The sequence below is a fragment of the Streptomyces sp. NPDC059582 genome, from assembly GCF_042735715.1.
Classification (GTDB): domain Bacteria; phylum Actinomycetota; class Actinomycetes; order Streptomycetales; family Streptomycetaceae; genus Streptomyces.
The window spans coordinates 39299-63476 of the sequence record NZ_JBHWCC010000043.1 but is presented as its reverse complement, the minus strand read 5'-3'; the positions used below and the strand labels follow the sequence as shown (position 1 = coordinate 63476).

The 24178-nt window shown below is 71.6% G+C and carries 15 protein-coding genes and 1 other RNA gene; 12 read left to right on the top strand and 4 right to left on the bottom strand.

Annotation, left to right across the window (positions count from 1 at the left end):
* Positions 1 to 35: 35 nt before the first annotated feature.
* Together ACFV0T_RS30360 and ACFV0T_RS30355 are read right to left on the bottom strand one after the other, a co-directional pair.
* Positions 36 to 1421: an ABC transporter substrate-binding protein gene (locus tag ACFV0T_RS30360; protein ID WP_385785919.1), complete on the bottom strand. Its 1386-nt coding sequence runs from the start codon at positions 1419 to 1421 to the stop codon at positions 36 to 38.
* A 496-nt stretch (positions 1422 to 1917) separates the two neighbouring features.
* Complete coding sequence (locus ACFV0T_RS30355) at positions 1918 to 5427, bottom strand: FHA domain-containing protein (RefSeq protein ID WP_385785986.1); 3510 nt, start codon at positions 5425 to 5427, stop codon at positions 1918 to 1920.
* 420 nt (positions 5428 to 5847) lie between these two features.
* Here ACFV0T_RS30355 and ACFV0T_RS30350 point away from each other — a divergent pair, with 420 nt between their 5' ends.
* From ACFV0T_RS30350 to ACFV0T_RS30335, 4 genes are all read left to right on the top strand, one after another.
* Entirely contained in the window at positions 5848 to 7548 is a 1701-nt protein-coding gene (locus ACFV0T_RS30350; protein WP_385785916.1) for a serine/threonine-protein kinase, read from the top strand.
* Positions 7549 to 7687: 139 nt separating this feature from the next.
* Positions 7688 to 8929: a serine/threonine-protein kinase gene (locus ACFV0T_RS30345; RefSeq protein WP_385785914.1), complete on the top strand. Its 1242-nt coding sequence runs from the start codon at positions 7688 to 7690 to the stop codon at positions 8927 to 8929.
* A gap of 61 nt (positions 8930 to 8990) precedes the next feature.
* A complete protein-coding gene (prfB, locus tag ACFV0T_RS30340; RefSeq protein WP_385785911.1) occupies positions 8991 to 10097 on the top strand; it encodes a peptide chain release factor 2 in 1107 nt (368 codons plus the stop codon).
* A 304-nt stretch (positions 10098 to 10401) separates the two neighbouring features.
* Positions 10402 to 11169 carry a hypothetical protein gene (locus ACFV0T_RS30335; protein WP_385785908.1) on the top strand — a complete coding sequence of 256 codons (768 nt, stop codon included), beginning with the start codon at positions 10402 to 10404 and terminating at the stop codon, positions 11167 to 11169.
* 98 nt (positions 11170 to 11267) lie between these two features.
* On the opposite strand, the gene ACFV0T_RS30330 is transcribed toward ACFV0T_RS30335, so the two are convergent.
* Positions 11268 to 11459 carry a hypothetical protein gene (locus ACFV0T_RS30330; RefSeq protein ID WP_385785905.1) on the bottom strand — a complete coding sequence of 64 codons (192 nt, stop codon included), beginning with the start codon at positions 11457 to 11459 and terminating at the stop codon, positions 11268 to 11270.
* 264 nt (positions 11460 to 11723) lie between these two features.
* Here ACFV0T_RS30330 and ftsE point away from each other — a divergent pair, with 264 nt between their 5' ends.
* The 8 genes from ftsE (at position 11724) to ACFV0T_RS30290 (ending at position 23079) form a co-directional block, all read left to right on the top strand.
* Positions 11724 to 12413: a cell division ATP-binding protein FtsE gene (gene ftsE, locus ACFV0T_RS30325; protein ID WP_385785903.1), complete on the top strand. Its 690-nt coding sequence runs from the start codon at positions 11724 to 11726 to the stop codon at positions 12411 to 12413.
* Positions 12414 to 12447: 34 nt separating this feature from the next.
* A complete protein-coding gene (gene ftsX / locus ACFV0T_RS30320) occupies positions 12448 to 13368 on the top strand; it encodes a permease-like cell division protein FtsX (protein ID WP_385785901.1) in 921 nt (306 codons plus the stop codon).
* Positions 13369 to 13435: 67 nt separating this feature from the next.
* Positions 13436 to 14614, top strand: a complete 1179-nt coding sequence (locus tag ACFV0T_RS30315) for a S41 family peptidase (protein WP_385785898.1) — start codon at positions 13436 to 13438, stop codon at positions 14612 to 14614.
* A 68-nt stretch (positions 14615 to 14682) separates the two neighbouring features.
* Complete coding sequence (smpB, locus tag ACFV0T_RS30310; protein ID WP_385785896.1) at positions 14683 to 15225, top strand: SsrA-binding protein SmpB; 543 nt, start codon at positions 14683 to 14685, stop codon at positions 15223 to 15225.
* Positions 15226 to 15328: 103 nt separating this feature from the next.
* Positions 15329 to 15717: a transfer-messenger RNA gene (ssrA, locus tag ACFV0T_RS30305) on the top strand.
* A gap of 491 nt (positions 15718 to 16208) precedes the next feature.
* The gene (locus tag ACFV0T_RS30300; RefSeq protein WP_385785893.1) at positions 16209 to 17126 is read left to right on the top strand and encodes a hypothetical protein; all 918 of its coding nucleotides are present in this window, start codon (positions 16209 to 16211) and stop codon (positions 17124 to 17126) included.
* Between the two features lie 419 nt (positions 17127 to 17545).
* Positions 17546 to 22462, top strand: a complete 4917-nt coding sequence (locus ACFV0T_RS30295) for a ricin-type beta-trefoil lectin domain protein (protein ID WP_385785891.1) — start codon at positions 17546 to 17548, stop codon at positions 22460 to 22462.
* A 14-nt stretch (positions 22463 to 22476) separates the two neighbouring features.
* Positions 22477 to 23079: a contact-dependent growth inhibition system immunity protein gene (locus ACFV0T_RS30290; RefSeq protein ID WP_385785888.1), complete on the top strand. Its 603-nt coding sequence runs from the start codon at positions 22477 to 22479 to the stop codon at positions 23077 to 23079.
* A gap of 42 nt (positions 23080 to 23121) precedes the next feature.
* On the opposite strand, the gene ACFV0T_RS30285 is transcribed toward ACFV0T_RS30290, so the two are convergent.
* Positions 23122 to 24126 carry a LacI family DNA-binding transcriptional regulator gene (locus ACFV0T_RS30285; protein ID WP_385785885.1) on the bottom strand — a complete coding sequence of 335 codons (1005 nt, stop codon included), beginning with the start codon at positions 24124 to 24126 and terminating at the stop codon, positions 23122 to 23124.
* Positions 24127 to 24178 lie beyond the last annotated feature (52 nt).

Below are 24178 nucleotides of genomic sequence, written 5' to 3'. Positions count from 1 at the left end.
GGACCCCTGCCGCCGTGGCCGACGTCATCGCCGGATCAGCTCCCGCTCCCGTACGCCGCCGCCGCGTCCTTCTCCAGCTTCGCCTGGGTGCCCGCGATGTCCGTCGGGCTCTTCAGGAAGTCCTGGAGGTCCTTCCACTCGCCCTTGCCGGGCGTGCCGCCGAAGGCCTGCGGGGCCTGGTCGGACATGTCGAAGCGGAAGTCGTCACCGGCGGCGATCAGCGCCTTGGCCATCTTCTGCTGCACCGCGTTCGGATACGCCGACGGGTCGACGTTCTTGTTCGGGGAGAGGTAACCGCCCAGCTCGGCCTGCACGGTCGCCGCGTCCGGCGAGGCCAGGAAGGTCGCCAGCGCCTGCGCCCCCTTGGAGTCCTTCAGAATGACGGCCGCGTCGCCGCCGCTGACCACGGGCGCGGTGTCACCGACCGACGGGAACGGGAACACCTTCGCGTCCGTGCCCACCTTCGACTTGGTCTCGGTGATGTTGACCTGCACGAAGTCGCCCTCGAAGACCATGCCGGCCTTCGGCTGGTCGCCGCCGGTGAAGGTCTGCGTCACGGAGGCCGGGAACTCGGTCTGCAACGCGCCGTTCGCGCCGCCCGCCACGAAGTCCTTCTTGCCCCAGACCTGGGCGAGGGTGGTCAGCGCCTCCTTCACGGAGGGGTCCGTCCACTTGATCTTGTGCTGGGCCAGCTGGTCGTACTTCTCCGGGCCCGCCTGGGAGAGATAGACGTTCTCGAACCAGTCCGTGAGGGTCCAGCCGTCGGCGCCGCCGACCGAGAACGGGGTGACACCGGAGTCGTACACCGTCTGCGCGGTGGTCAGCAGCTCCTGCCACGTCTTCGGCTCGCTCGCCCCCGCGTTCTCGAAGACCTTGGCGTTGTACCAGATCAGGGACTTGTTGGCAGCCTTGTAGTAGACGCCGTACGGCTTGCCGTCGACCGCGCCGATGTCCTGCCAGCCCTGCGAGTAGTTCTTCTGGAGCTCCTTGACCGCGTCCGCGCCGAGGGGCGTGGCCCACTTCTTCTCCACGGCCTGCTTGATGGCGCCCGGCTGGGGCAGCATCGCCACGTCCGGCGGCTGGCCGCCCGCGATCTTCGAACCGAGGAAGTTGATGATCGGGTCCTGGGCCGGCACGAAGGTGACCTTGGCACCCGTGCGCTTCTCGAACTCCGCCAGGACCTTCTTGAAGTTGGCCTGTTCCGCACCGGTCCAGACGGCGGCGACCTCCAGGGTGGTGCCGTCGAGCCGGGGGAGGGTGACCGTGCCGGCCGTGCCCTTGGTGCTCTCGCCGCCGCCGTCGCTCTTCTTGTCGTCGCTGCCGCCGCATGCGGTGAGCGAGAGCGCCAGTGCTCCCGCGGCGACGGCTGCCGCGGCCCTCGCGGCCCTGCTCGTCCGGTGTGTTCTGCTCGTACTCCGCATCACTGCCCCGTTCTTCGTTCGTCGTCGAACGTCGAGCGCTTGCCCAGTGCGCTCTGGTCTACGCCGGGTCCATGGGGTCGGCAAGAGCGCGTACGGTGTCAAGCGGAAGATCGTGACCGCGTCGTGATCGGGCGTGAGCTCGGCCGGGGGGTCGAGTGCACGCTGCGCACGCGTATGTGGGGTTGTGCGCACCGGGGTTGAGCGCGGAAGACGTGCCGCGGAGCCGGGTGCGGGGTGGGCGGGGGCCGGCTGCGCGGTCGCCGCGGCGTGGTGTCACGGGGCCGGGTGCGCGGGGTGCGCTGCGGAGTTGAGCGCGGCAAGGCGCCACAGCGCCGGTCGCGAGGGGCGCGATGAGCGAACGGGATCGGGCGCGGCAACGCCTCACGGAGCGGGTGCGCTGGAGGTGTCAGCGAGCCGGGTGCGGGGTGCGCGGCCGGGCGCGGGTCCGGCCGCGGCGCCGGGTGTGCCGGACGCGCCGCGGAGTCGGGCGGGCGGCTTACAGCAGTGACGGCACTTCCGCCGCCGACACCTCCCGTGCCGCTCGTTCCAGTGCGCTGGCCAGCAGGGCCAGGTCCGTGGGGCCGTTGCCCAGTTCGCGCACCGGGCGGCGGGCCGGTGGGTCGCCCATGCGCTGCCAGTCCAGGGGGACCACCGTGGGACGCAAGGTCGCCGTGCGCGGGATGCGGCCCGTGACCCGGCCGCCCTGGAACGGGGTCGTGCGCCCGTCCGCCCCGGTGAGCCGGCCACGTCCCGGCGCCGGTTCGTCCGCGCCGGACTCCGGCGCGTCGAGCGTCACCCGCAGTGCGGCCCCGCGGGCCGGTTCCGTCTCCGCCGTACGCCCGCCGGGGCCGGTGGCCGCCACCAGGTGGACGCCGAGTCGCTCGCCCTCACGGGCCACCGCCTCCAACGCCCGCATCACGGAACCCGCGGCGGGCCGCCCTGGCGAACCCAGCGCGGGGGAGACGAGCGCGTCCAGGTCGTCCACGACCACCACGAGCCGGGGCAGCGGCGGGGCCTCGGACCGCTGACGGGCCGCGCCCGGACGCAGCCGGATCGTCGCGCTGGGCGGAGCGTCGAGATCGCTCGCGCCGTCGGACCCGGCCGGGATCCCGGTGCCGGCGGTGGTGCCGGTCCTGGACGTGCCGCGCGCCGATGCCGTGCGCTGGGCGACGATACGGCCCGACACCTCGCGGTGCGTGTGCCAGGCGGCGAAGTCGGAGCGGCCGAGCAACTCCGCCCGGCGCTTCAGCTCGGCGCTCAGGGACTGCGCGAACTCCCGCATGCGCACCGGGTCGTTGGCGGTCAGATGGGTGGTCACATGCGGTACGTCCGTACAGACCCGCAGGCCGTCGCCGTGACCGCCGACCGTCCCGCCGGTGCTGTCCCGGCCGTCCATGAGAACGATGCCCAGCCTGTCGGGGCGCTCGGCCGCGGCGAGCGAGGCGACGACGGCCCGCAGCAGTTCCGTACGCCCGCTGCCCGCCGGTCCCTCGATCAGCAGGTGCGGCCCCTCGGCCACCAGGTCCACGCCGACCGGGCCGCGCGGCCCGGCCCCGAGCACGGCCGACGCCCGGCCGCCGAACGCCTCCCGGTCGTCGGCGGCGTCCGCCCAGCGCGCCATCAGGGACGCCGGGGTCGCGCGAGCCAGCCCCAGCTCGTCCAGGAGCCGCGCCGCCGGAGGCAACGGCGCCGACACCCGCGGGTGCCGCCCGCCGGGAGCACCGTCGGGACGCAGCGGCGCCAGCGCCCGCCCGAACCGCTCGGCCCAGGCGAGCGAGACGGCGTCCACGGCGGCGACCGTGCCGTGGCCCACGGGGCCGTGGCGGTGCGGGTCCGCGGCGGTCCGGTCGACGCGCATCAGGTGCAGCGCGGTCGCCACGTCCCCGCTGAGCAGCGCCACGGCACCGCACTCCCGGAACACCGGCGCCACCGCGCAGGCCGCGTCGTACGTCTGCGTCACCGGGGAGGCGGGCGAGGCCGGGGCCGTCTCGGCCAGGCACACCACGTGTATCCCCGCCCGGGGTCCCTCCAGCGTCAGCCGCGCCACCGCCTCGCGCAGGTCCGCGCCTCCGGGGTCACCGTCCACGACGAGCACGGTGTACGGCCCCGGGAAACCGACGGCCGGGTCCGTCGTGTTCTCGTCCCGGGCCCAGGAGGGCCGTCGGGGGGAGGGGACGGAGAGCGAGGAAAGGGCGGAAGGGGAGGAAGCGGAAGAAGGGGAGGCGGGGGAGGGGACGGGCGGGCGGTCGTGCGGTGCCTCGGTTCGGGCCGGGCCGGCCGGCTGCCCCGCGTGGTCCTCCAGCCGGCGCAGGAGCTCGTCGGTGCGGGCGGCGGCCTGTTCACGGTCGTAGGCGAGCAGGAGACGGCAGTCCTGGCCGTGTCCCGGCCGCACATGGGGCAGCCAGCCGAGCCAGGACCACTCCGCGGTGCGCTCCTGCACGGAGCGGGAGCGGTCCGTGCTGACCAGCACGACCTCCAGCGTGTCCGGGGAGTGCAGCGCGGTGAGCTGGGCCACGACCGCGCGCGCCAGCCCGGACAGCCGGGGGCGCGGCCCCGCGAGCCCCAGGGCCCCGGCCTCGCGCAGGTCCGCGGTCACCGGCACCGCGGGGAGCGGCCCCGAGCCGTCCGGCGCGGACCGCTCGGTGGTGCCCAGCCGCACGGTGAGCGTCTCCGGGTGCCCCGGGCCGCGCTCCCACAGCCGGGGGCCGGGGCCCAGCGCCGTCAGCAGCAGGGCGGCCGGGTCGGGCCAGGTCTCCGGCGCCCGGGACGGCCGGGCCGACGGCTGCGCGGCCCTGCCCTGCGGCTCCTCGTCCTGGTCCTCGTCACCGCCCGCGCCCGGCGCGCCGCGGCCGCCGGCCAGGCGTCGGGCCCAGGCGGTGAGCCCGCCGGAACGTCTGCGCGCTCCCTGTGGTTCGTCGCCGGGGTGCGGGGCCGGTGCGCCGGCCGGGTGCGCGGGCGTGTGCCTCGCGTCCGCCGTCCCGCCGGGTCCGACGGCCCCGGACCGTCCGGCGTGGGTGTCGCCGTCCGTGCCGCGCGCCGGCTTCCGCGCGGCGGAGCGGCTCTCGATGCGCGGGGCCCCGCCCTGGAGCGGCACGGCGGGAGGCTCCACCGGGCCGTGGTCGCGGGCGCCCGGGGCGGCTTCGGCGGCGCCCCAGCTCACCGAGCCGTAGCTGTGGCCGGTGCTCGCGTCAGGGCCGTCCCCACCGTCCTCACCGTCCTCCACCGCGCGCGTGGGGGAGGAAGAGGCGGACGGGGCGGCCGCGCTCGTACCACCGCGGTCGTCGGCGCCCGCGGTGGTCAAGTCGCTCCCCGTGCCGCACGACACCCGCACATGACCCTCACCGTCGGGTGTCGTCGTCACCCTCGCTCCCGGGCCGCCGGCCGGCGCGAGCCGCAGGGCCGACTCGCCGATGCGCAGCAGCGAGCCCGGCGCGAACGGCACCGGGCTCGTGTGCACGCGGGTGCCGTCCAGGGCGGTGCCGTTGGTGGAGCCGAGGTCGGTGACCGAGACACGGCCGTCGGGGTCGAGGGCGACCGCGCAGTGCAGCCGGGAGACGTCCGGGTCGTCGAGCGGGACGTCGGCGTCGGCGGAGCGGCCGATGTTCACCGGGCCGCCGTGCAGCAGATGGACCCCGCCCGCGTCCGGGCCCGCCACCACGTGCAGCTGGGCCGGGGCGTCGTCGAGTTCGGGGTGCGGCTCGGGTTCGGCGGGTGCGCCCAGGGACAGCACGGCACCGTCGATCAGCGGGGGCTCGCCCAGCGTGCAGCGCTGGGAGTCCAGCCGCTCCGCACCGGCGTACAGCACCACGGGACCGCTTCCGGGCTCCCGGCCGCGCTCGTGCGGGGAGGTGCCCGCGTCGCCGGAGACCGCCGAGGCCAGCGCCGACGCCACCGCCGCCAGGGCCGTCCCCGCGGGCGCTGTGACCAGCACGTCGCGGGTCGTGGCGCGACCCCGCGAATCGGAGGGCGGACCCAGCGGGTCTACGACGGTCAGCCGGATCTGCATCGCCGTCAGCGGTCCCTTCTGCGCGGGCGCCCGCCGGGCGGGGACGAAGCCGCGCCGCGGTCCCCCCACCGCGGACTTCCCCCACCACACGAGCACGTCGGCCAGTAACTGGAGGCATCCTCGCACCTGCCACCGACAACGCGCCCGCCGCCCACCGGTAAGTGATCTTGATTGGTCGGCTCTGCCCGTAAAAGTGCCTGACCGGGACCGTGCGGGTGACAGCTTGAGATCGGTCACGTCCCCTTTCGGCAACCACAGGGACCCAGGCGAGCGTCTTTCCTTCGAACATGTACGGGAGCGGGTACGTAAGTCCCACAGAATGACGAGAACCCGGTGCCGGGCAAGGCGGCACTACAGTTGGGTCGGAACACCGGACAGTGGGTCGGACACAAGGCAAGCAAGCAGCAGGGAGCGCATGACGTGCGGCCGGTAGGCAGCAAGTACCTGCTCGAGGAGCCGCTCGGACGCGGCGCCACGGGCACCGTCTGGCGAGCCCGCCAGCGTGAGACCGCGGGCGCCGAGGCGGCCGTGCCCGGCCAGCCCGGCGAGACCGTCGCCATCAAGGTCCTCAAGGAGGAGCTGGCGAACGACTCGGACGTCGTGATGCGGTTCCTGCGGGAGCGGTCCGTCCTGCTCCGCCTGACCCATCCGAACATCGTCCGGGTCCGCGACCTGGTCGTCGAGGGCGATCTGCTGGCGCTGGTCATGGACCTCGTCGACGGCCCCGACCTGCATCGCTACCTGCGTGAGAACGGCCCCTTCACGCCCGTCGCCGCGTCCCTGCTCACCGCGCAGATCGCCGACGCGCTCGCCGCCAGTCACTCCGACGGCGTAGTGCACCGCGACCTGAAGCCGGCGAACGTCCTGCTCCAGCAGCACGGCGGCCAGATGCACCCGATGCTGACCGACTTCGGCATCGCGCGCCTCGCCGACTCGCCAGGCCTCACCCGCACCCACGAGTTCGTCGGCACGCCCGCGTACGTCGCCCCCGAGTCCGCCGAGGGCCGTCCGCAGACGTCCGCCGTCGACGTCTACGGCGCCGGGATCCTGCTGTACGAGCTCGTCACCGGGCGTCCGCCGTTCTCCGGCGGCTCCGCGCTCGAGGTGCTGCACCAGCACCTGAGCGCCGAGCCCCGCCGGCCGTCCACGGTGCCCGACCCGCTCTGGACGGTCATAGAGCGCTGCCTGCGCAAGAACCCGGACGACCGGCCCAGCGCCGAGAGCCTCGCACGCGCTCTGCGCGTCGTCGCCGACGGCATCGGCGTGCACGCGAACTCCGCGCAGATCGCCGCCGCGGACGCGGTCGGCGTCCTGCTGGCGCCCGACCCCAGGCCCGCCGCGGTCCCCGGGTCCGCCGACCCGACCCAGGTGCTGCCCACGGGCCAGGCGCACGGGGCGTACGACCCGAACGCGGCGACCAGCGTCCTTCCGCACACCGGGGGGCCGGTCGGCGCCGCCGACCCCACCGCCGTACTGCCCAACACCGGACAGCAGCAGCCGGGCAACCCCGCGGAGCCGCACCCGTGGCAGTCCCAGCTGCGGGCCGCCCGGGACCGCAACGAGCAGACGCAGATCCAGTACCTCGACCCCGGCGAGGACCCGCTGCGCCGCCGTCCGCAACGGCAGGTCGCCCCCCGGCCGCAACAGCAGCAGCAGTCCGCCCAGCAGCAGCGGCCCCAGCAGCGCGGCCGGCAGGGTTATCAGGGCCAGCAGGGTCAGCAGGGCTATCAAGGCCAGCAGGGCTATCAGCAGGGACAGGGGTATCAGCAGGGGTACGGCTACCCGCAACAGCAGCCCCAGCAGCAGCCGAGGCAGCGGCAGCAGTACGCGCCGCCCCAGCAGCCGCAACAGCCCCAGCGGCCCGCGCGGGAGCCCAGGGAACCCCGGCAGCGCAGCGCCAACCCGACGAAGATCCCGGGTCTGGGCTGTCTGAAGGGGTGCCTGTTCACGATCGTCATCCTGTTCGTCGCCGCGTGGCTGATCTGGGAGCTGAGCCCGTTGCAGGAGTGGATCGGCACGAGCAAGAGCTTCTGGGGTGAGATCACCGACATGTACAAGCAGGTGTCGGGCTGGGTCGGAGGCCTCGGCGGCGGCGGGTCGCCGAGCGGCGACGGCAACTGACCCGACGACGGTGTCCGACGTCACCTGATCGCCAGCTTGGTGACTTGTCGACATCCGGCGGGTGATTTCCGCCCCGGCGGTGAAGGTTGGCTCTCCGGACGCGTAGTTTTGGCGACAACACGCGTCCGTAGGAGCAGCCTTGGCACGGAAGATCGGCAGCCGGTACGCCGCCCACCAGATCCTGGGGCGCGGCAGCGCCGGCACGGTGTGGCTGGGTGAGGGGCCGGAGGGGCCCGTCGCCATCAAGCTGCTGCGCGAGGACCTCGCGTCCGATGAGGAACTCGTGGGCCGCTTCGTACAGGAGCGCACGGCGCTGCTGGGGCTCGAGCACCCGCACGTGGTCTCCGTGCGGGACCTCGTCGTCGACGGCAACGACCTGGCGCTGGTCATGGACCTCGTCCGCGGTACGGATCTGCGCACCCGCCTGGACCGCGAGCGACGGCTCGCGCCCGAGGCGGCGGTGGCGATCGTGGCGGACATCGCGGAGGGCCTGGCGGCGGCGCACGCGGCCGGGGTCGTGCACCGGGACGTCAAGCCGGAGAACGTCCTGCTGGACATGCAGGGCCCGCTCGGTCCGGGCGGCGCCCACCCGGCGCTGCTGACGGACTTCGGGGTCGCGAAGCTGATCGACTCGCCCAAGCGGACCCGCGCCACGAAGATCATCGGAACGCCGGACTACCTGGCGCCGGAGATCGTGGAGGGGCTGCCGCCGCGGGCCGCGGTGGACATCTACGCGCTCGCGACCGTGCTGTACGAGCTGCTCGCCGGGTTCACGCCCTTCGGCGGCGGGCATCCGGGCGCCGTGCTGCGGCGGCACGTGACGGAGACGGTGGTGCCGTTGCCGGGCATCCCCGACGAGCTGTGGCAGCTGATGGTGCAGTGCCTGGCGAAGGCGCCGGCGTCGCGGCTGCGGGCCTCGGAGCTGGCGGCACGGCTGCGGGAGCAGCTGCCGACGCTGGCCGGGATGCCGCCGCTGGACGTGGACGAGCCGGACGTGGAACCCGGGGAGGACACGGCGGACGAGGCGGAGGAGCCGGCCGCGCCCGTCCGGGACCGGGGGGTGCGGCGGGGCGCCGTACCGCTGGTGCCGGGCGCCAGGCCGGACTCCAACCGGGACACGCACACGTCGATGCGGGTGCCGGGGCCGGACGAGCTGGCCGGCGGGGCGCGGGGCACCGCGCGGGCACCGCGGGCCGCGGGAGCGCCGCGTCCCGGGTCCGCGCGGCACCGGGCGTCGGCGCGGCGGCGCCGGGTGACGCTGGGGGCGGCCGCGGTGCTGCTGGTGGCCGCCGTGGGCGTCGGGACGTGGTGGGCGACGGCGGGGGACGACGCGGGGGCGACACCGCAGGACACGAAGCACTCGGCACCGCAATCCCCGTGACCTGGCACCGGCCTCCGTCGCCCCGGCGCTCGCCGCTTGGCGGAGCCGTTACGCTGGATGCGTGGCAGTCGTCGATGTATCCGAAGAGCTCAAGTCCCTCTCCTCGACCATGGAGTCGATCGAGGCCGTTCTGGACCTCGACAAGCTGAGGGCAGACGTCGCCGTGCTCGAGGAGCAGGCGGCCGCCCCGTCGCTGTGGGACAACCCGGACGAGGCGCAGAAGATCACCAGCAAGCTCTCCCACCTCCAGGCCGAGGTCAGGAAGGCGGAGGCGCTGCGTGGGCGGATCGACGATCTCGCCGTGCTGTTCGAGATGGCCGAGGAGGAGGACGACCCCGACACCCGTGCCGAGGCCGAGTCCGAGCTCGCCGCCGTCAGGAAGGCGCTGGACGAGATGGAGGTCCGTACTCTGCTCTCCGGGGAGTACGACTCCCGTGAGGCGCTCGTCAACATCCGCGCCGAGGCCGGTGGCGTCGACGCCGCCGACTTCGCCGAGAAGCTTCAGCGGATGTATCTGCGGTGGGCGGAGCAGAAGGGCTACAAGACCGAGATCTACGAGACCTCGTACGCGGAAGAGGCCGGCATCAAGTCGACCACCTTCGCCGTGCAGGTGCCGTACGCCTACGGCACCCTCTCGGTCGAGCAGGGCACGCACCGTCTGGTGCGGATCTCCCCCTTCGACAACCAGGGGCGTCGGCAGACCTCCTTCGCCGGTGTGGAGATCCTTCCCGTCGTCGAGCAGACCGACCACATCGAGATCGACGAGACCGAGCTGCGCGTGGACGTGTACCGGTCCTCCGGTCCCGGTGGTCAGGGCGTCAACACCACCGACTCCGCGGTCCGGCTGACCCACCTCCCCACCGGCATCGTCGTCTCCTGCCAGAACGAGCGCTCGCAGATCCAGAACAAGGCGAGCGCGATGAACGTGCTCCAGGCCAAGCTGCTCGAGCGGCGCCGCCAGGAGGAGCAGGCCGCGATGGACGCCCTCAAGGGCGACGGCGGCAACTCCTGGGGCAACCAGATGCGTTCGTACGTGCTGCACCCGTACCAGATGGTCAAGGACCTGCGCACCGAGCACGAGGTCGGTAACCCCGAGGCCGTGTTCAACGGCGAGATCGACGGCTTCCTCGAGGCCGGAATTCGCTGGCGCAAGCAGCAGGAGAAGTAAACAGCCGGACGATTTGTCGACAAGGCAACTGCGGCCAGACTGGCGGCAGTTGCCTTTCGCGTCCCGGATGTCTGGGCTTTACATCACACTCACACCTTCACAGCCAGGCAAAGGCCCCGTAGCTGGACATCGCGTACGCAACGGCCTTGACGTTGCTTTGAAAAGTGGGAAGGGTAAAGCGCGGCATGCGTATCTATGGGGCGCATGTGAACCGGGGGCGCCACACAGATGCACAGCTGTCCCCGTCGATCACCGCCCCGGACGCGGCCCTCACTGACGATCGGCTACTGGGGGTAGCAAACAGATGACCAAGAAGACGCGCATCCGCGTCGCGCGGATAGCCGCCGGCGCAGTGATCGCTGCCGGTGCCTCGCTGACGGCGGCCGGCGCCGCCTCGGCCCTCGACATCGGCGTGTCCGTGTCCGTCGACGGCGACGACTCGGGCGGCACCTCGGAAGGTGCCACCGAGGGTGCCTCGGTCGGTGTGACCGAGGGCACGTCCACGGGCACCTCCGCGGGTACCTCGACGGGTACGTCCGAGGGCACCTCGACCGGTACCTCGGAGGGCACGTCCACGGGTACGTCCGAGGGCACCTCGACGGGTACGTCCGAGGGCACGTCCACGGGTACGTCCGAGGGCACCTCGACCGGCACCTCGGAGGGCACCTCGACCGGTACCTCGGAGGGCACGTCCACGGGCACCTCGACGGGTACGTCCGAGGGCACGTCCACGGGCACGTCCGAGGGCACCTCGACCGGCACCTCGACGGGTACCTCCGCGGGCACCGACAGTGGTGGCTCGGACACCAGCGGCGGCTCCGACAGCACCGGGGGCAACCAGGCCGACCCCAACGGTGGCAACGACAACTCCGCGCAGGAGGAGGGCTCCTCCGCCCTCACCGACACCTCGGAGTCCAACACCTCCGCCCAGGGCAGCGGTGACCAGCTCGCCGAGACCGGTGCCGCGCAGACCACGTTCCTGCTGCTCGGTGCCGCCACGATGATCGCCGGTGGCGTCGGCTTCCGGGTGCTGCCGCGCCTCATGGGCGGCCGCGGCGGTGCGGCTGCCTGACGGTAGCCGCTCGGGTGCGGAACGTACCCGCACGCACATATGCGAAAGGGCCCGGAGCGAAGCCATCGCCCCGGGCCCTTCGTGCGTTCGCTGCGTCCCTACGCGGTCTGGTGGGCCAGCAGTGCCACCGCCGCGATCAGCACCGCGAGCAGAGCGATCAGCGCCATCGGGTTGAGGCTTGTGACGAAGTTCTCCTGCTGCAGCCGCTCACGGTTGGCGCGGCATACGGGGCATCGGCCCTCGTTCACGGGCGCCGCGCAGTTCGCGCACACCAGCCGGTCGTACGTCATGCGCTCGCCCTCCTTGCACCGGTTTCACGCCTACAACGCTCGGGGAAGCGGGAACGTTCCCACTTCCACTGTGCCAGGTTCCGCGGATTTCGGCGCGGTCCGCCTTATCCTGCCCGCCGTCTCGCCGGGCAGTCGCCGTTTTCCGGCCGGAAAGTGCCGTACAAAACCGCCCAATCCTCGCGCATCTCTGGTCGGTGCCTGCGCTTGCGCACCCAGGTCGCGTATGGTCACGCTCATCTACCCCCGGCGACCCGTGGTGCATCCGTGATCCGATTCGACAACGTCTCCAAGGTCTACCCCAAGCAGACCCGCCCCGCGCTCAGGGATGTCTCCCTCGAGGTGGAGAAGGGCGAGTTCGTGTTCCTCGTGGGGTCCTCCGGCTCCGGAAAGTCCACCTTCCTGCGGCTGGTGCTCCGCGAGGAGCGGACCAGCCAAGGCCAGGTGCACGTCCTGGGCAAGGATCTCGCGCGCCTCTCCAACTGGAAGGTGCCGCAGATGCGCCGCCAGCTGGGGACGGTCTTCCAGGACTTCCGGCTCCTGCCGAACAAGACGGTGGCGGAGAACGTCGCCTTCGCGCAGGAGGTCATCGGCAAGTCGCCCGGCGAGATCCGCAAGTCCGTGCCGCAGGTGCTCGACCTGGTCGGGCTCGGCGGCAAGGAGGACCGTATGCCGGGCGAGCTGTCCGGTGGTGAGCAGCAGCGCGTCGCCATCGCGCGGGCCTTCGTGAACCGGCCCAAGCTGCTGATCGCCGACGAGCCCACCGGCAACCTCGACCCGCAGACCTCCGTCGGCATCATGAAGCTGCTCGACCGGATCAACCGGACGGGCACCACGGTGCTGATGGCGACGCACGACCAGAACATCGTGGACCAGATGCGCAAGCGCGTCATCGAGCTGGAGAAGGGCCGCCTCGTCCGCGACCAGGCACGCGGCGTCTACGGCTACCAGCACTGACCGCACCGTCCACCGAAAGGCACAACCAGACGCCATGCGCGCCCAGTTCGTTCTGTCGGAGATCGGTGTCGGTCTCCGCCGCAATCTGACGATGACCTTCGCGGTGATCGTCTCCGTCGCCCTGTCACTCGCCCTGTTCGGCGGGTCGCTCCTCATGAGCGACCAGGTGACCACCATGAAGGGCTATTGGTACGACAAGGTCAACGTCTCGGTCTTCCTCTGCAACAAGAGCGAGGCCGAGTCCGACCCCCACTGCGCCAAGGGTGCTATCACCTCGGACCAGAAGAAGCAGGTTCTCGCCGACCTGAACAAGATGACCTCGGTCGTGCAGAAGGTCACCTACGAGTCCCAGGACGAGGCGTACAAGCACTACAAGGAGCAGTTCGGCGACTCCCCGCTGGCCAGCTCCCTCACGCCGGACCAGATGCAGGAGTCGTACCGGATCAAGCTGAAGGACCCGGAGAAGTACAAGGTCATCGCGACCGCCTTCGACGGCCGGGACGGCGTGCAGTCCGTGCAGGACCAGAAGGGCATCCTGGACAACCTGTTCGGCCTGCTCAACGGCATGAACTGGGCCGCGCGGGCGGTGATGGCGCTGATGCTCGTCGTCGCGCTGATGCTGATCGTCAACACCGTGCGCGTCTCGGCGTTCAGCCGACGGCGTGAGACGGGGATCATGCGGCTCGTCGGCGCCTCCGGCTTCTACATCCAGGCGCCGTTCATCATGGAGGCCGCGGTCGCCGGACTCATCGGCGGCGGCGTCGCCTGCGCGTTCCTCGTGGTCGCCCGCTACTTCATCATCGATCACGGCCTGGACCTGTCCCACAAGCTGAATCTGATCAACTTCATCGGCTGGGACGCGGTGCTGACGAAGCTGCCGCTCATCCTCGCGACGAGCCTGCTGATGCCCGCGCTGGCCGCGTTCTTCGCGCTGCGCAAGTACCTGAAGGTGTGACGCACGCCAAAAGGGCCGTCCGGGCAACCGTCCGCCCGGCCCTTCGCGTTGTCCTAGACTCACCGCCATGTCAGGTAGTGACCGCTTCTGTCAGCCCCGCCGCATCCGCCGCGGGGCCGCCCTGACATTGGTGTTCGCGAGCATCCTCGCCGCCGGTGCGGCCACGGGCTCGTTCCCCGACCCTGACGGTAAGGACGCCTCCGGCCCCGCCCGTTCGGCCGACCGGGCCGAGCCCGCCGGCCACCACGAGGACGTCGCCAGGGCGGCCGCCGAGGCGATGGCCGACGGCAAGTCCCCCATGGAGGCCGCCGAGCGCGCCGTCAGCCGCAGCGGGGACCGCTGGGCCGCGGTGTACTCGCAGGGGGAGTACGAGGAGTTCGAGGCGGCCCTCGACGGCCAGTACACCGGCGTCGGCCTGTGGGCGCGGCGCGAGCGGGACGGCCGTATCGAGGTGTCCAAGGTCGCCGCCGGGTCGCCCGCGGCCACCGCCGGGATCCGCGAGGGCGACCGGCTGCGCAGCGTCGACGGCGCGAAGGTCGACGGGCGGCCCGTCACCGAGGTCGTCTCCTTACTGCGCGGGGACGCCACCGACGCGGCCGCCGGCACGGCGGTCACCCTCGGTCTGGAGCGCGGCACGCACGCGTGGACCCGGACCCTGCGCCGGGCGACGCTGTCCACCGACTCCGTGACCGTGCAGAAGCTCGCCGGCGGTGTCACCGTCATCAGGGTCGCCGCGTTCACCAAGGGTGTCGGCGAGGACGTGCGCACCGCCGTGCGGCAGGCTCCGGCAGGCGCGGGGATCATCCTCGACCTGCGCGGCAACTCCGGCGGGCTGGTCACCGAGGCCGTCACCGCCGCGTCCGCCTTCCTCGACGGCGGCCTGGTCGCCACGTACGACGTGGACGGCGCCCAGCGGGTCCTGCACGCCGATTCCGGCGGGGACACCTCCAGACCCCTGGTCACACTCGTCGACGGCGGCACGATGAGCGCGGCCGAGCTGCTCACCGGGGCGCTCAAGGACCGGGGCCGGGCGGTCGTGGTGGGGACCAGGACCTTCGGCAAGGGCTCGGTCCAGATGCCGAGCAGGCTGCCGGACGGCTCCGTGGCGGAGCTGACCGTCGGGCACTACCGCACCCCGTCGGGCCGTGGCGTCGACGGGACGGGGATCACGCCCGACCTGGAGGCGGACGCCGCGGCGCTGCCGCGGGCGGTCACCGTGCTGAGCGGTCTGGGCGACACCTCCTGAGCCGGTCGGAATCGACTTTCCCTCGCACCCCCCTGTGGTGCGAAAATGTCAGCACTATGTCCAAGGGAATGTACGTACCGAAAGAGTCCCAGCAGAAGCAGCAGGGGACGGCCGCCAAGTCCAGGGACGGCGAGAAGGGCGGCAAGCGCAAGATCGTCGCGCAGAACAAGAAGGCGCGCCACGACTACGCGATCGTCGACACCTACGAGGCGGGCATCGTCCTGTCCGGCACCGAGGTGAAGTCGCTGCGCCAGGGGCGCGCCTCGCTCGTCGACGGCTTCGTGCAGATCGACGGGCACGAGGCGTGGCTGCACAACGCCCACATCCCCGAGTACAGCCAGGGGACGTGGACCAACCACTCCGTGCGTCGCAAGCGGAAGCTGCTGCTGCACCGCGAGGAGATCGACAAGCTGGAGTCGAAGTCGCAGGAGACGGGTCACACGATCGTGCCCCTCGCGCTGTACTTCAAGGACGGCCGGGCCAAGGCCGAGATCGCCCTCGCGCGGGGCAAGAAGGAGTACGACAAGCGGCAGACGCTGCGTGAGCAGCAGGACCGCCGGGAGTCGGACCGCGCGATCGCGTCCGCCAAGCGCAAGCAGCGGGGCGCGTAGCGGGCGGAATACGGTGGCACGCGTGCGTGTTGTTCACGTACGATGGGCTCGCACCTCACAGCGGGTGCGCACCCCCTCCTCGGAGGGATTGAAAAAACAACATGGGGATGATCGGTTTCGACAGCGGATGTTGAAGCAGGGGAAGCGTGTCGAGGAAGCGGCAATGATCTCGTTAACCATATGTCGCAACCAATAATCGCCAATTCCAAGAGCGATTCCCAGTCCTTCGCCCTCGCTGCCTAATAAGCAGTGAGTGAAGGACCCTTAATGGGTGTCAGCCCGGGGGTGTTCCCGACCCGGACCCTGGCATAATCTAGGGAACTAAACCATCCGGCCCGGTCACGGGGTCGGATGGGAAATCAAACAGTGACTGGGCCCGTCGGCGACTTGTTCGCGTGATCACCGGGGCCGAGAAAATCACAGCGAACTGCACACGGAGAAGCCCTGTTTTTGCACCGTTGGACGCGGGTTCGATTCCCGCCATCTCCACTCATCCCATGTTTTGCACACGACAAAGGCCCTACCGCTTTCGAGCGGCGGGGCCTTTGTCGTGTGTGCTCTCGTCGCGCGGATCGTTGCGCGGGGGCTGAGAAGTCGGACAACGCGGCCTCTGCCCACTCCGGCGCCGGCAAGGCTCGAAGCTCGGGGCTCGTGGCCCGCGCTTCGATCTTCCGGCGGGCGCTGCACCGTCATCATCGCGTACGTCGCGTACACGCCGCCGCTGCCGTCCGTGGGGTCTGAGCCCCGGGCTTCGGGTCGCGGGATTCGAGCTTCTCTTTCAAGGAACGGGTGGGAAGAACCAACCCCCCTCCCGCCCCTCCCCGCGTCGCAACTGCCGCGCACACCTGCGGACATGACTATTTGTGATCGTGTTGCGACGCACCGTCGCGACCCTCTAACGTTCGCGGCAACAAACAACCCCGGCCGGGTGTTAGCAGCACCCGCCGGGGTCTCACCCCAAGATCCGGCTTATGGAGAATCTCGTGGCGTACGAAAACTCTAGCGCTGCCCTGCTCGTACCCGCAGCGCATCCCATGGCCAAACCCGGCTACGGCAAGCGCTCCGTCCCGGACCAGCCGCCGCCTCGGCCCGCCGACTTCGGCCATCTCCCCGCCCGTGAGGCGTACCTCGCGAGCCTGCTCGACCGGCTCTGCGAGAACGCGGCCATGGACGCCAAGACCATCGCCAAGACGCAGCCCCTGTACGGCCAGCAGGCCGTGCGCTCCGCGTTCAACGAGCTCGGCAGGGCCGGGCACCTGCGCCGGGTACGCCGTCGCGCGGAACCCGGGGACGGTCCCGCGACCGGGGCGCGGTGGGTCTTCCACACGTACTGGTCGCGTACCGCACGGGACAGCGAATGGTGGACCAGGTTCCTCGAAGGTGACGCCCGGCCCGCCGCCGCCCCGGAGACCGGCTCCGGTGACGTACCGCCGCGGCCGTCCGAGGACGCGCCGGGTCCCTCGGTCGCCTCCGTCACCCTCGCCCGACTCGGCCTGCGCGAACCGCGCTTGGCGCTGTCCGCCGCGGACTGCGCCGCACTGGAGCAGCCGGCCGCCGAGTGGCTGGAGCGTGGGGTGACGCCCGAGCATCTGACACAGGTCCTCGTCGCCGCGCTCCCCGACCACGTCTACTCGCCCCGCGCCTTCGTCCGGCGCAGACTCGTCGACAAGATGCCTCCCGGGCGCGTCGCCGACGAGCCCCGCGCGCCTCGCCTGTTGATGGAGTGCACCGACTGTGGTGTGCCCGGCCGGCCGGAGGCCCTGCCGGAGGGCCTGTGCCGGGCCTGTCGCGTGGGTGGGGGAAACGGCGCGTCCCGAACACCGGCCCCGATGCGGCCCGGGACTGTGCACGCGCGGGCCGAGCGGGTGCGGGCCTCGATCCGATTGCCCCAACGGCTCTGAGGCTCCCCCCAAAGTGACTGCTCCCCCCGGCACTTGATCTGAATCGGTCGGATTTGCTCCCGCATCGAAGTCGCAGCGGTCCCACTCTTCACAGGGAGCACACATATTGACTACTGTTCGGTAGCACCCTTGGTAACAGGTCATGGCCCGCGCGGACTTCGTCCCGCGCTCCCGTGCCGCGGCCGAGGGAGCCGCGCGCCTAACGGAAGCGACCACTTCCGCGGCCGCGTACGTCAATCAGCGACCGGGGGAACACCGTCGCTACGGGGAGAGGTACATCGTCATGCCGCGACTGCTGGCGCATTCGTTCGCACCGACGCATCCGCATCCACGCCGTACGGAGTCCTGACCGCCTCCACGGCACTTCGCCTCGTCGACCGGGCTCCGGCCTGCCCTCTTCACGAAGAACGGATGCTCTCTTGCGTTCCAGTCCATGGTTCCGCGCGCCATCGAGGCGAAAATCCCGGTTCCTCAACCGACTTGTCCCGCCCGTCCTGGCGCTCGCCGTGCTCGCCACGGTCGCCGCCCAGCCGGATCTGCCCACCCACCACGCCGACGACTTCAGCCCCGTGGCCGACAGCTACGACGGCTTCGACGCGAAGAGCGCCGAGCAGCTCCGCCAGGACCAGTGTCTGCTGGCCGAGGCGCTGCGCAGGGGCGGCCCGACGATGTACACCACCGCGCAGGACGGGCTCAACCAGACCCCGGACAAGCTGCACGTCGCGGCCAACCGCGAGTACTGGAACGACACCCCGCTGTCGACGACGTTCGAGAAGGACAAGACAGCCGCCAGCGCCGAGGGAACGGCGCTCTACGAGCACATCCGGGACTGGGAGATCTCGGGGCTGCCGACGCCCGGGGGCTTCAAGTCGGTCGCCGACTTCGAGGACCCGCCCGGCATGCCCGGTGACAGCCGGGACAACTTCTTCGGCCAGACCGGCCTGTCCAAGTGGATCTGGGAACAGTTCTGGAAGTCCGAGGGCGACTTCTACGAGGACCCCACCCCGAAGGCTGACGCCGCCACGGTCAAGGCGGTCAAGGACCTCGGCACCCCCCTCTACGGCAGTGACCCGGACCCGCACCTGCCCTCTCCGCAGTGGCAGCAGGCGTTCGCCGAGCACCAGGCCTGGGACGGCCTGGTCAACTGGTCGATGGAGCCGACCGCTGCCGACAACGCCCGCATATTCCTCTCCTCCGGCGGCTTCCCGCGCACCGCGCCCGCCCCGGGCAGTGTCGAGTACCGCATAGCCGTGGAGGACCTGAAGTCACGGTTCGCGTCCTGCGCGTGGCGTACCCCGGTCGACCCGAGCAAGGTGCTCGGCCAGGAGGTCGCCGCCGCGTCCGCGGAGTGGCAGCAGGAGATCGCCGCACAGGGCACCCAGCGCAACCAGATCCTCAACGCCAACCGTGACGCGACCAAGGCGCTCGCGGCCGGCTCGAAGGCGCTGGGCGAGATGCTGGGCCAGTCGTGGCTGGCCGACCACCTCACCCGCTGGCAGGACTACTGGTCCGCGGGCGGTCCCGGCTGGATCGGCGACAGCCCGATGATCGTGCACGCGCACGGCGCCACCGACAAGTGCCTGGAGATCGGCGGCGGCAGCAAGGTCGACGGCACGCCGGCGCAGATCTACACCTGCAACGGTTCCGCCGGGCAGAAGTGGCAGATCCGCGGCGACGCGTTCGTCAACGTCAATTCCGGCAAGTGCCTGGACATCAAGGGCAACGGCACCGCGAACGGCACCGTGGTGCAGATCCTGACGTGCAACAACAGCGCCGGCCAGAAGTGGGTGTACAACACCCACGCGACCACGCGCCTGTACAACCCGGGCACCGGCAACTGCCTGGACCTGGCGACGTACGACAACAGCCGTGACGCGCGGATGTGGGACTGCAAGGGCACCGACCCGCAGAAGTTCGACATCGCTCCGTCCGGTCACGCGGGCACCGACGATCTGGACTACCCGACCAAGGCCCAGTTCGACAAGGTGAAGAAGCAGATCACCGACGCGCAGACGGCGGCGAAGAAGCAGCTGGATCTGATCAAGGCGCAGTCCACCGTGGCGCAGAAGTCGGCCACCGACACGGACACCGCCGCGAAGGCCGCCTACGCGATCGCCGACACGGCCGGTGCTCCCCGGGGACGCGGTCTGCTGGTGGGACAGCAGAAGGCACAGGTCACGAAGGCGTCGGCGGCCGCCCTCACGGCCATATCGGCGGCCGGTGACACCGCGTACGCGGCGACCAAGGCCGCGGCCGGGGACAGCGCGACCATCGCGGCGCGGGCGCTGACGCAGGCCGCGCAGTCGAAGGCCGCGTTCCGTACGGCCGCCGCGCAGGAGGCCAACGCGCAGGCCAAGGCCGCCGCCGACGCGGCCGCCGTACAGGCGCAGACCGCGAAGGCGGCGCGTGACACGGCGAAGGCCAAGCTCGCCGAGACCCAGAAGGCCGAGGCCGACGCGAAGGCGGCGGCCGCCACCGCGCACGCCAAGCGGCTGTCGGCGGAGGCCGAGGAGGCGACGGCGAAGGCGGAGAAGGAGACCGCCGCGGCCAAGCAGGCCGAGGCCGCCCAGCACCGGTCCAACGCCGAGGGCTACGCCAGGACCGCCACCGAGGCCAAGGGCCGGGCGGAGGGCGCCGAGTCGACCGCCCGCACCAAGCGCCAGGACGCCGAGGGCGCGCGCGATCGCGCGAAGGGCAAGCGGGACGACGCGTGGGACGCCGAGAGCAAGGCGAACGCGGCGCGCGCGAAGGCGGACGCGAAGGACGCCTACGCCGAGGCGCACGACGCGTCCGACGACGCGGTGGAGTCGCGGGCCGCCGCGGACGACGCGGACAAGGCCGCGGACGACGCGGAGGCGGCGGCGGGTTCGGCCCGCTCCGAGGCGAACGCGGCCACCCAGGCGGCGGCCGACGCCGACGCGGCGGCCACGCGCGCCGAGGCCGCGGCCAAGCGGGCCCGCTCCGACTCGGACGCCGCGCAGGCGGCCAAGCTGAAGGCGGACGCCGCCGTACGCACCGCGACGAGCTCGGCAGCCGACGCGATCAAGGCGTCCCAGGCCGCCGCGAGCGCGGCACGCACGGCTGTTGCATTGGCGGATGAGGCGGAGAAGCATGCCGCCGACGCCAAGAAGCAGGCCGACGCGGCGAAGGCCGAGGCGGCCAAGGCGCTGACGGGGGCGGCCGACGCGGCCGGTCACGCGTACACGACCGCGCAGGCGGCCGACGACGCGGGCGCCGCGGCGCAGCAGGTCGCCGCTCCGGCGAACGACGCGATCCAGCTCGGTTCGCCGTACGTCAACAGCGACTTCGCCGCCGGTCTGGTCGTGCTGGCGGGCCAGTCGTCGAAGTCGATCGCCGAGCAGCAGCAGGCCGTCGCGGAGGCGCACGCGGCCAACGCGCAGAAGAACGCCGAGCAGGCGGCGAGCCTGGCGAACGCGGCGACCGGTGACGCGAAGGCCGCGTACACCATCGCCGCCGAGGCGGCCGGACACGCGGCGGACGCCCGCAAGTCGGCGAAGGAGGCGCTGGGTTACGCGGCCGAGGCGGCGAAGTACGCCTCCGACGCGCAGCTGTCGCTGGCCCGCACGATCGACTACGACCAGCAGGCCACCGAGGACGCGGCGGCGGCCGACCGGGCCGCGGGCCGGGCCGAGGGCTACGCGACGGACGCCCGTTCCTCCGCCGACCAGGCGGCCCTGGACGCCTCGGCCGCCCGCGCGGCGGCCGCCGAGGCCGAGCAGGCCGCCACCGACGCCCGCGCGGCAGCCACCCGCGCCGACGCGGAGGCCACCGCGGCCGAGGAAGCGGCGAAGGACGCCCAGAAGTACGCGGACTCGGCCCAGCAGGCGGCTGACCAGGCGGAGCGCAACGACGCCAACAAGCAGGTCCAGACGGGCGCCGGAACCGGCGTCGGCGGTGTCTTCTACATCATCGACAAGATGACGGAGGCGGCACCGGGCAAGCAGCTCAACCCGTGCGACTACACGCTCCAGGGCTGCACGGTGACGTACGAACTCCATCTCGACGTCACGGTCAGCTACTACTTCTGTGAAAATCCGGACGTTCCGGCCACCCAGTCCGGCTGCCCGCCGGAGGACACGGTCTTCCTCAAGACGGAGGTGCTGAAGAACCAGAAGCAGGAGTGGACCCACCACTTCACCGCCGGCGACATCACCCGGCTCGGCTGGCAGGCCCTCTTCGGCGACACGCTCGGCGCGGTCCTGTACGAGGTCGTGCTGGGCGACGCCGTCCGCTGCTACCACGGCGACGCGGCCGGCTGCGCCTGGTTCGCGTCCAACTTCATCCCGGGCAAGGTCTTCGAGAAGGCCGCCGAGTTCCTCCGCGCACTCGACGCCGCGATGAAGACCGGAGTCGGGGTCGCGGACGCGTTCAAGGCGCTGAAGGCCCTGGACGTGGACCCGGCGACGCTGGCCCGGATCGAGGAGGGCGTCAACGTCTTCGAGGACGCGGTGACGGCCTGTGTACGGAACAGTTTCCCCGGCACCACCGAGGTGGTCCTGGCCGACGGCGGCCGCAAGGCGATTCGCGACGTACGGTTCGGCGACCTGCTCCTGGCGACCGACCCCACCACCGGCCGCACTGTGGGCGAGCCGGTGACCCGTACGTTCTCGCACCCCGCCGACGACCTGCTGGACGTCACTCTGGCGGACCGCGGGAGCCTGACCAGCACACCGGGGCACAAGTTCTACGTCACCGGGCGTGGCTGGATCCTCGCGTCCGACCTGCGCGTCGGCGACAGCCTGCGCAGCACCGACGGAACCCTCCGCACGGTGGCCGCGGTCCTTGACCGGGACGAAGCGGCGCCCCGGACCGTGTACGACCTGACAGTGTCCGGCCTGCACACGTTCTACGCCGTGGCGGGAAGCACGCCGGTCCTGGTCCACAATTGCAACGACATCGTGTTCGACGAAGCCAAGTTCCCCGGCCAGGCGCACACGCTCGGGGACCATGTGCGGCCCAACCGTGCGGCGGCCGAGGACAAGGCCATCGAGAAGACGCGCAAGAACGACGGCCGGGACACTCCGAACAGCGTGTTCACCGACCAGGACACGGCGCAGAAGGTCGTCGACGCCGCCCTGGCCGAGAAAGCAAGCATGATCGCCAACTGGATGACGAAGAGTTCCAAGAGCGAGCTGGAGTGGACGGGCACCATCGGGCGGAGGGACGACTCGCTCGGCACGGTGTACTACGCGGACAGAAGGACTCCGACCGCCGCGGGCAACGGCTATTACATAAAGCTGGTGCGGGTGCCGAAGGTCAAGGGGCAGCCGAAACACCCTCGGGGCTATTACGTGCAGACGTGCTACCCGAAGTAGGGAGGAGACACCCGGTGCAGCGATTCACCGAGTTCGGATTCGGCGTGCCGTGGGTGATGGGTTTCTTCCACCAGGATTGGACCTACGACGGGCCCACGGCCGCCGACGTCGTGGCGAAACACCTCGCGGAGGAGAGCGGCGAAGAGGTCCTGGCTGTCCGCCGCGATGCCCGGACACTCGCCGACAACCTGCCCTCGGACACGCTCGAGGTGCTCTGGACCGCCGGAGCTCAGTACATGCCGGGCTTCGTGAGGACCACGGGGACCGAGTGGACCCGGACGGTGGTCGGCCTGTGTGAGGCGAGGCTGTCCGCGCGGGCAGACGTCCGTCCCCTCACCGGAGCCGACACGGAGGACGGCTGGTCCCGACGGGACGCGGTCGTCGCCGAGATCGGGCGGGTGGGATTCCTGGCCGCCGAGGTGCGCGAGGCGCTCGTCGACTGTGCCCGCCGCTGCACGCCGGACCTGGCGTTCCGGGTGCTGCTGCGGGCCGTCGTGAACGCCCCCGGCGCCATGTTGTCCGCCGACCAGTACGAGAGGATGCAGAACATCGGGTCGGACCTCCACTACGGCGAGTTCGTGGTGGACGGTGTGCGGTTCCTGGTGGAGCCGTCCTGACCGTGGGACCGGGGCCCGCACTCACCGAGTGCGGGCCCCTTCTCATACGGTCGTCCGTGCCGCCGTACTCGCCCGCCGGGTGAGCTCCGGTGCCAAGAGGGTCGCCTCCGGGACGGTGTCACCAGCCAGCTTGGCCATCAGTAGGTCCACCGCCCGCGTGCCCACCTCCGTCGACGGCAGTTCGACGGAGGTGATCCGGAGGCGGTCGGCGAGTTCGGTCGGGCAGATCGCCGTGATCGACAGGTCGGCCGGTACGCGCAGGCCGAGTTGCTCGAAGGCGTCGATCAGGGGTTCGAGGACCGCCTCGTTGTGGACGACGACGCCCGTCAGCGCGGGCTGTTCCCGCAGGAGTTGTTCCGCGGTCCGGCGGGCCGCCGTCGCCGTCGCCTCGCAGGGGTGGACGGCCGAGGTCATGCCCGCCCGGTCGGCGGCCGCGGTGAAACCCTGGACCACGCGCTGGGCGAAGGCCGTCCCCCGGACGTACACCTCCGGCGGTGAGCCGACCAGCGCCACCACCCGGTGGCCGAGCCGCGCCAGATGGTCCACGCAGGCCTCGCCCGCCGCCCGGAAGTCGAGGTCGATGCAGGTGATCCCGTCGGCCTCGGCGGGGAACCCGATCATCACCGAGGGCAGGTCCAGCGCGCGCAGCAACGGCAGCCGGGGGTCGTGGAGCTGGACGTCCATCAGGATCAGCGCGTCCACCAGGGCCGTGTCCGCGACCCGCCGCAGCCCCTCCTCGCCCTCCTCCTGCGTCAGCAGCAGCACGTCGTGGTCGTGCCGGCGGGCGGTGGTCACCACCGACACCGCGAACTGCATCACCACCGGCACATGGATCCCGGTCCGCAGCGGCACCACCAGCGCCAGGACGTTCGATCTGCTGGTGGCCAGCGCGCGGGCGCCGGCGTGCGGCCGGTAGCCCAGCTCGCGGATGGACGCCTGCACCCGCTGCCGGGTCTCCTCGGAGATCGGCCGCTTGCCGCTGAGCGCGTACGAGACGGTACTGGGGGAGACCCCCGCGTGCCGGGCCACATCAGTGATCTTCACCATCGCTCCAGCTCCACCGTCGGTCCGGCCACCATCACCATCGATCCACGCACCG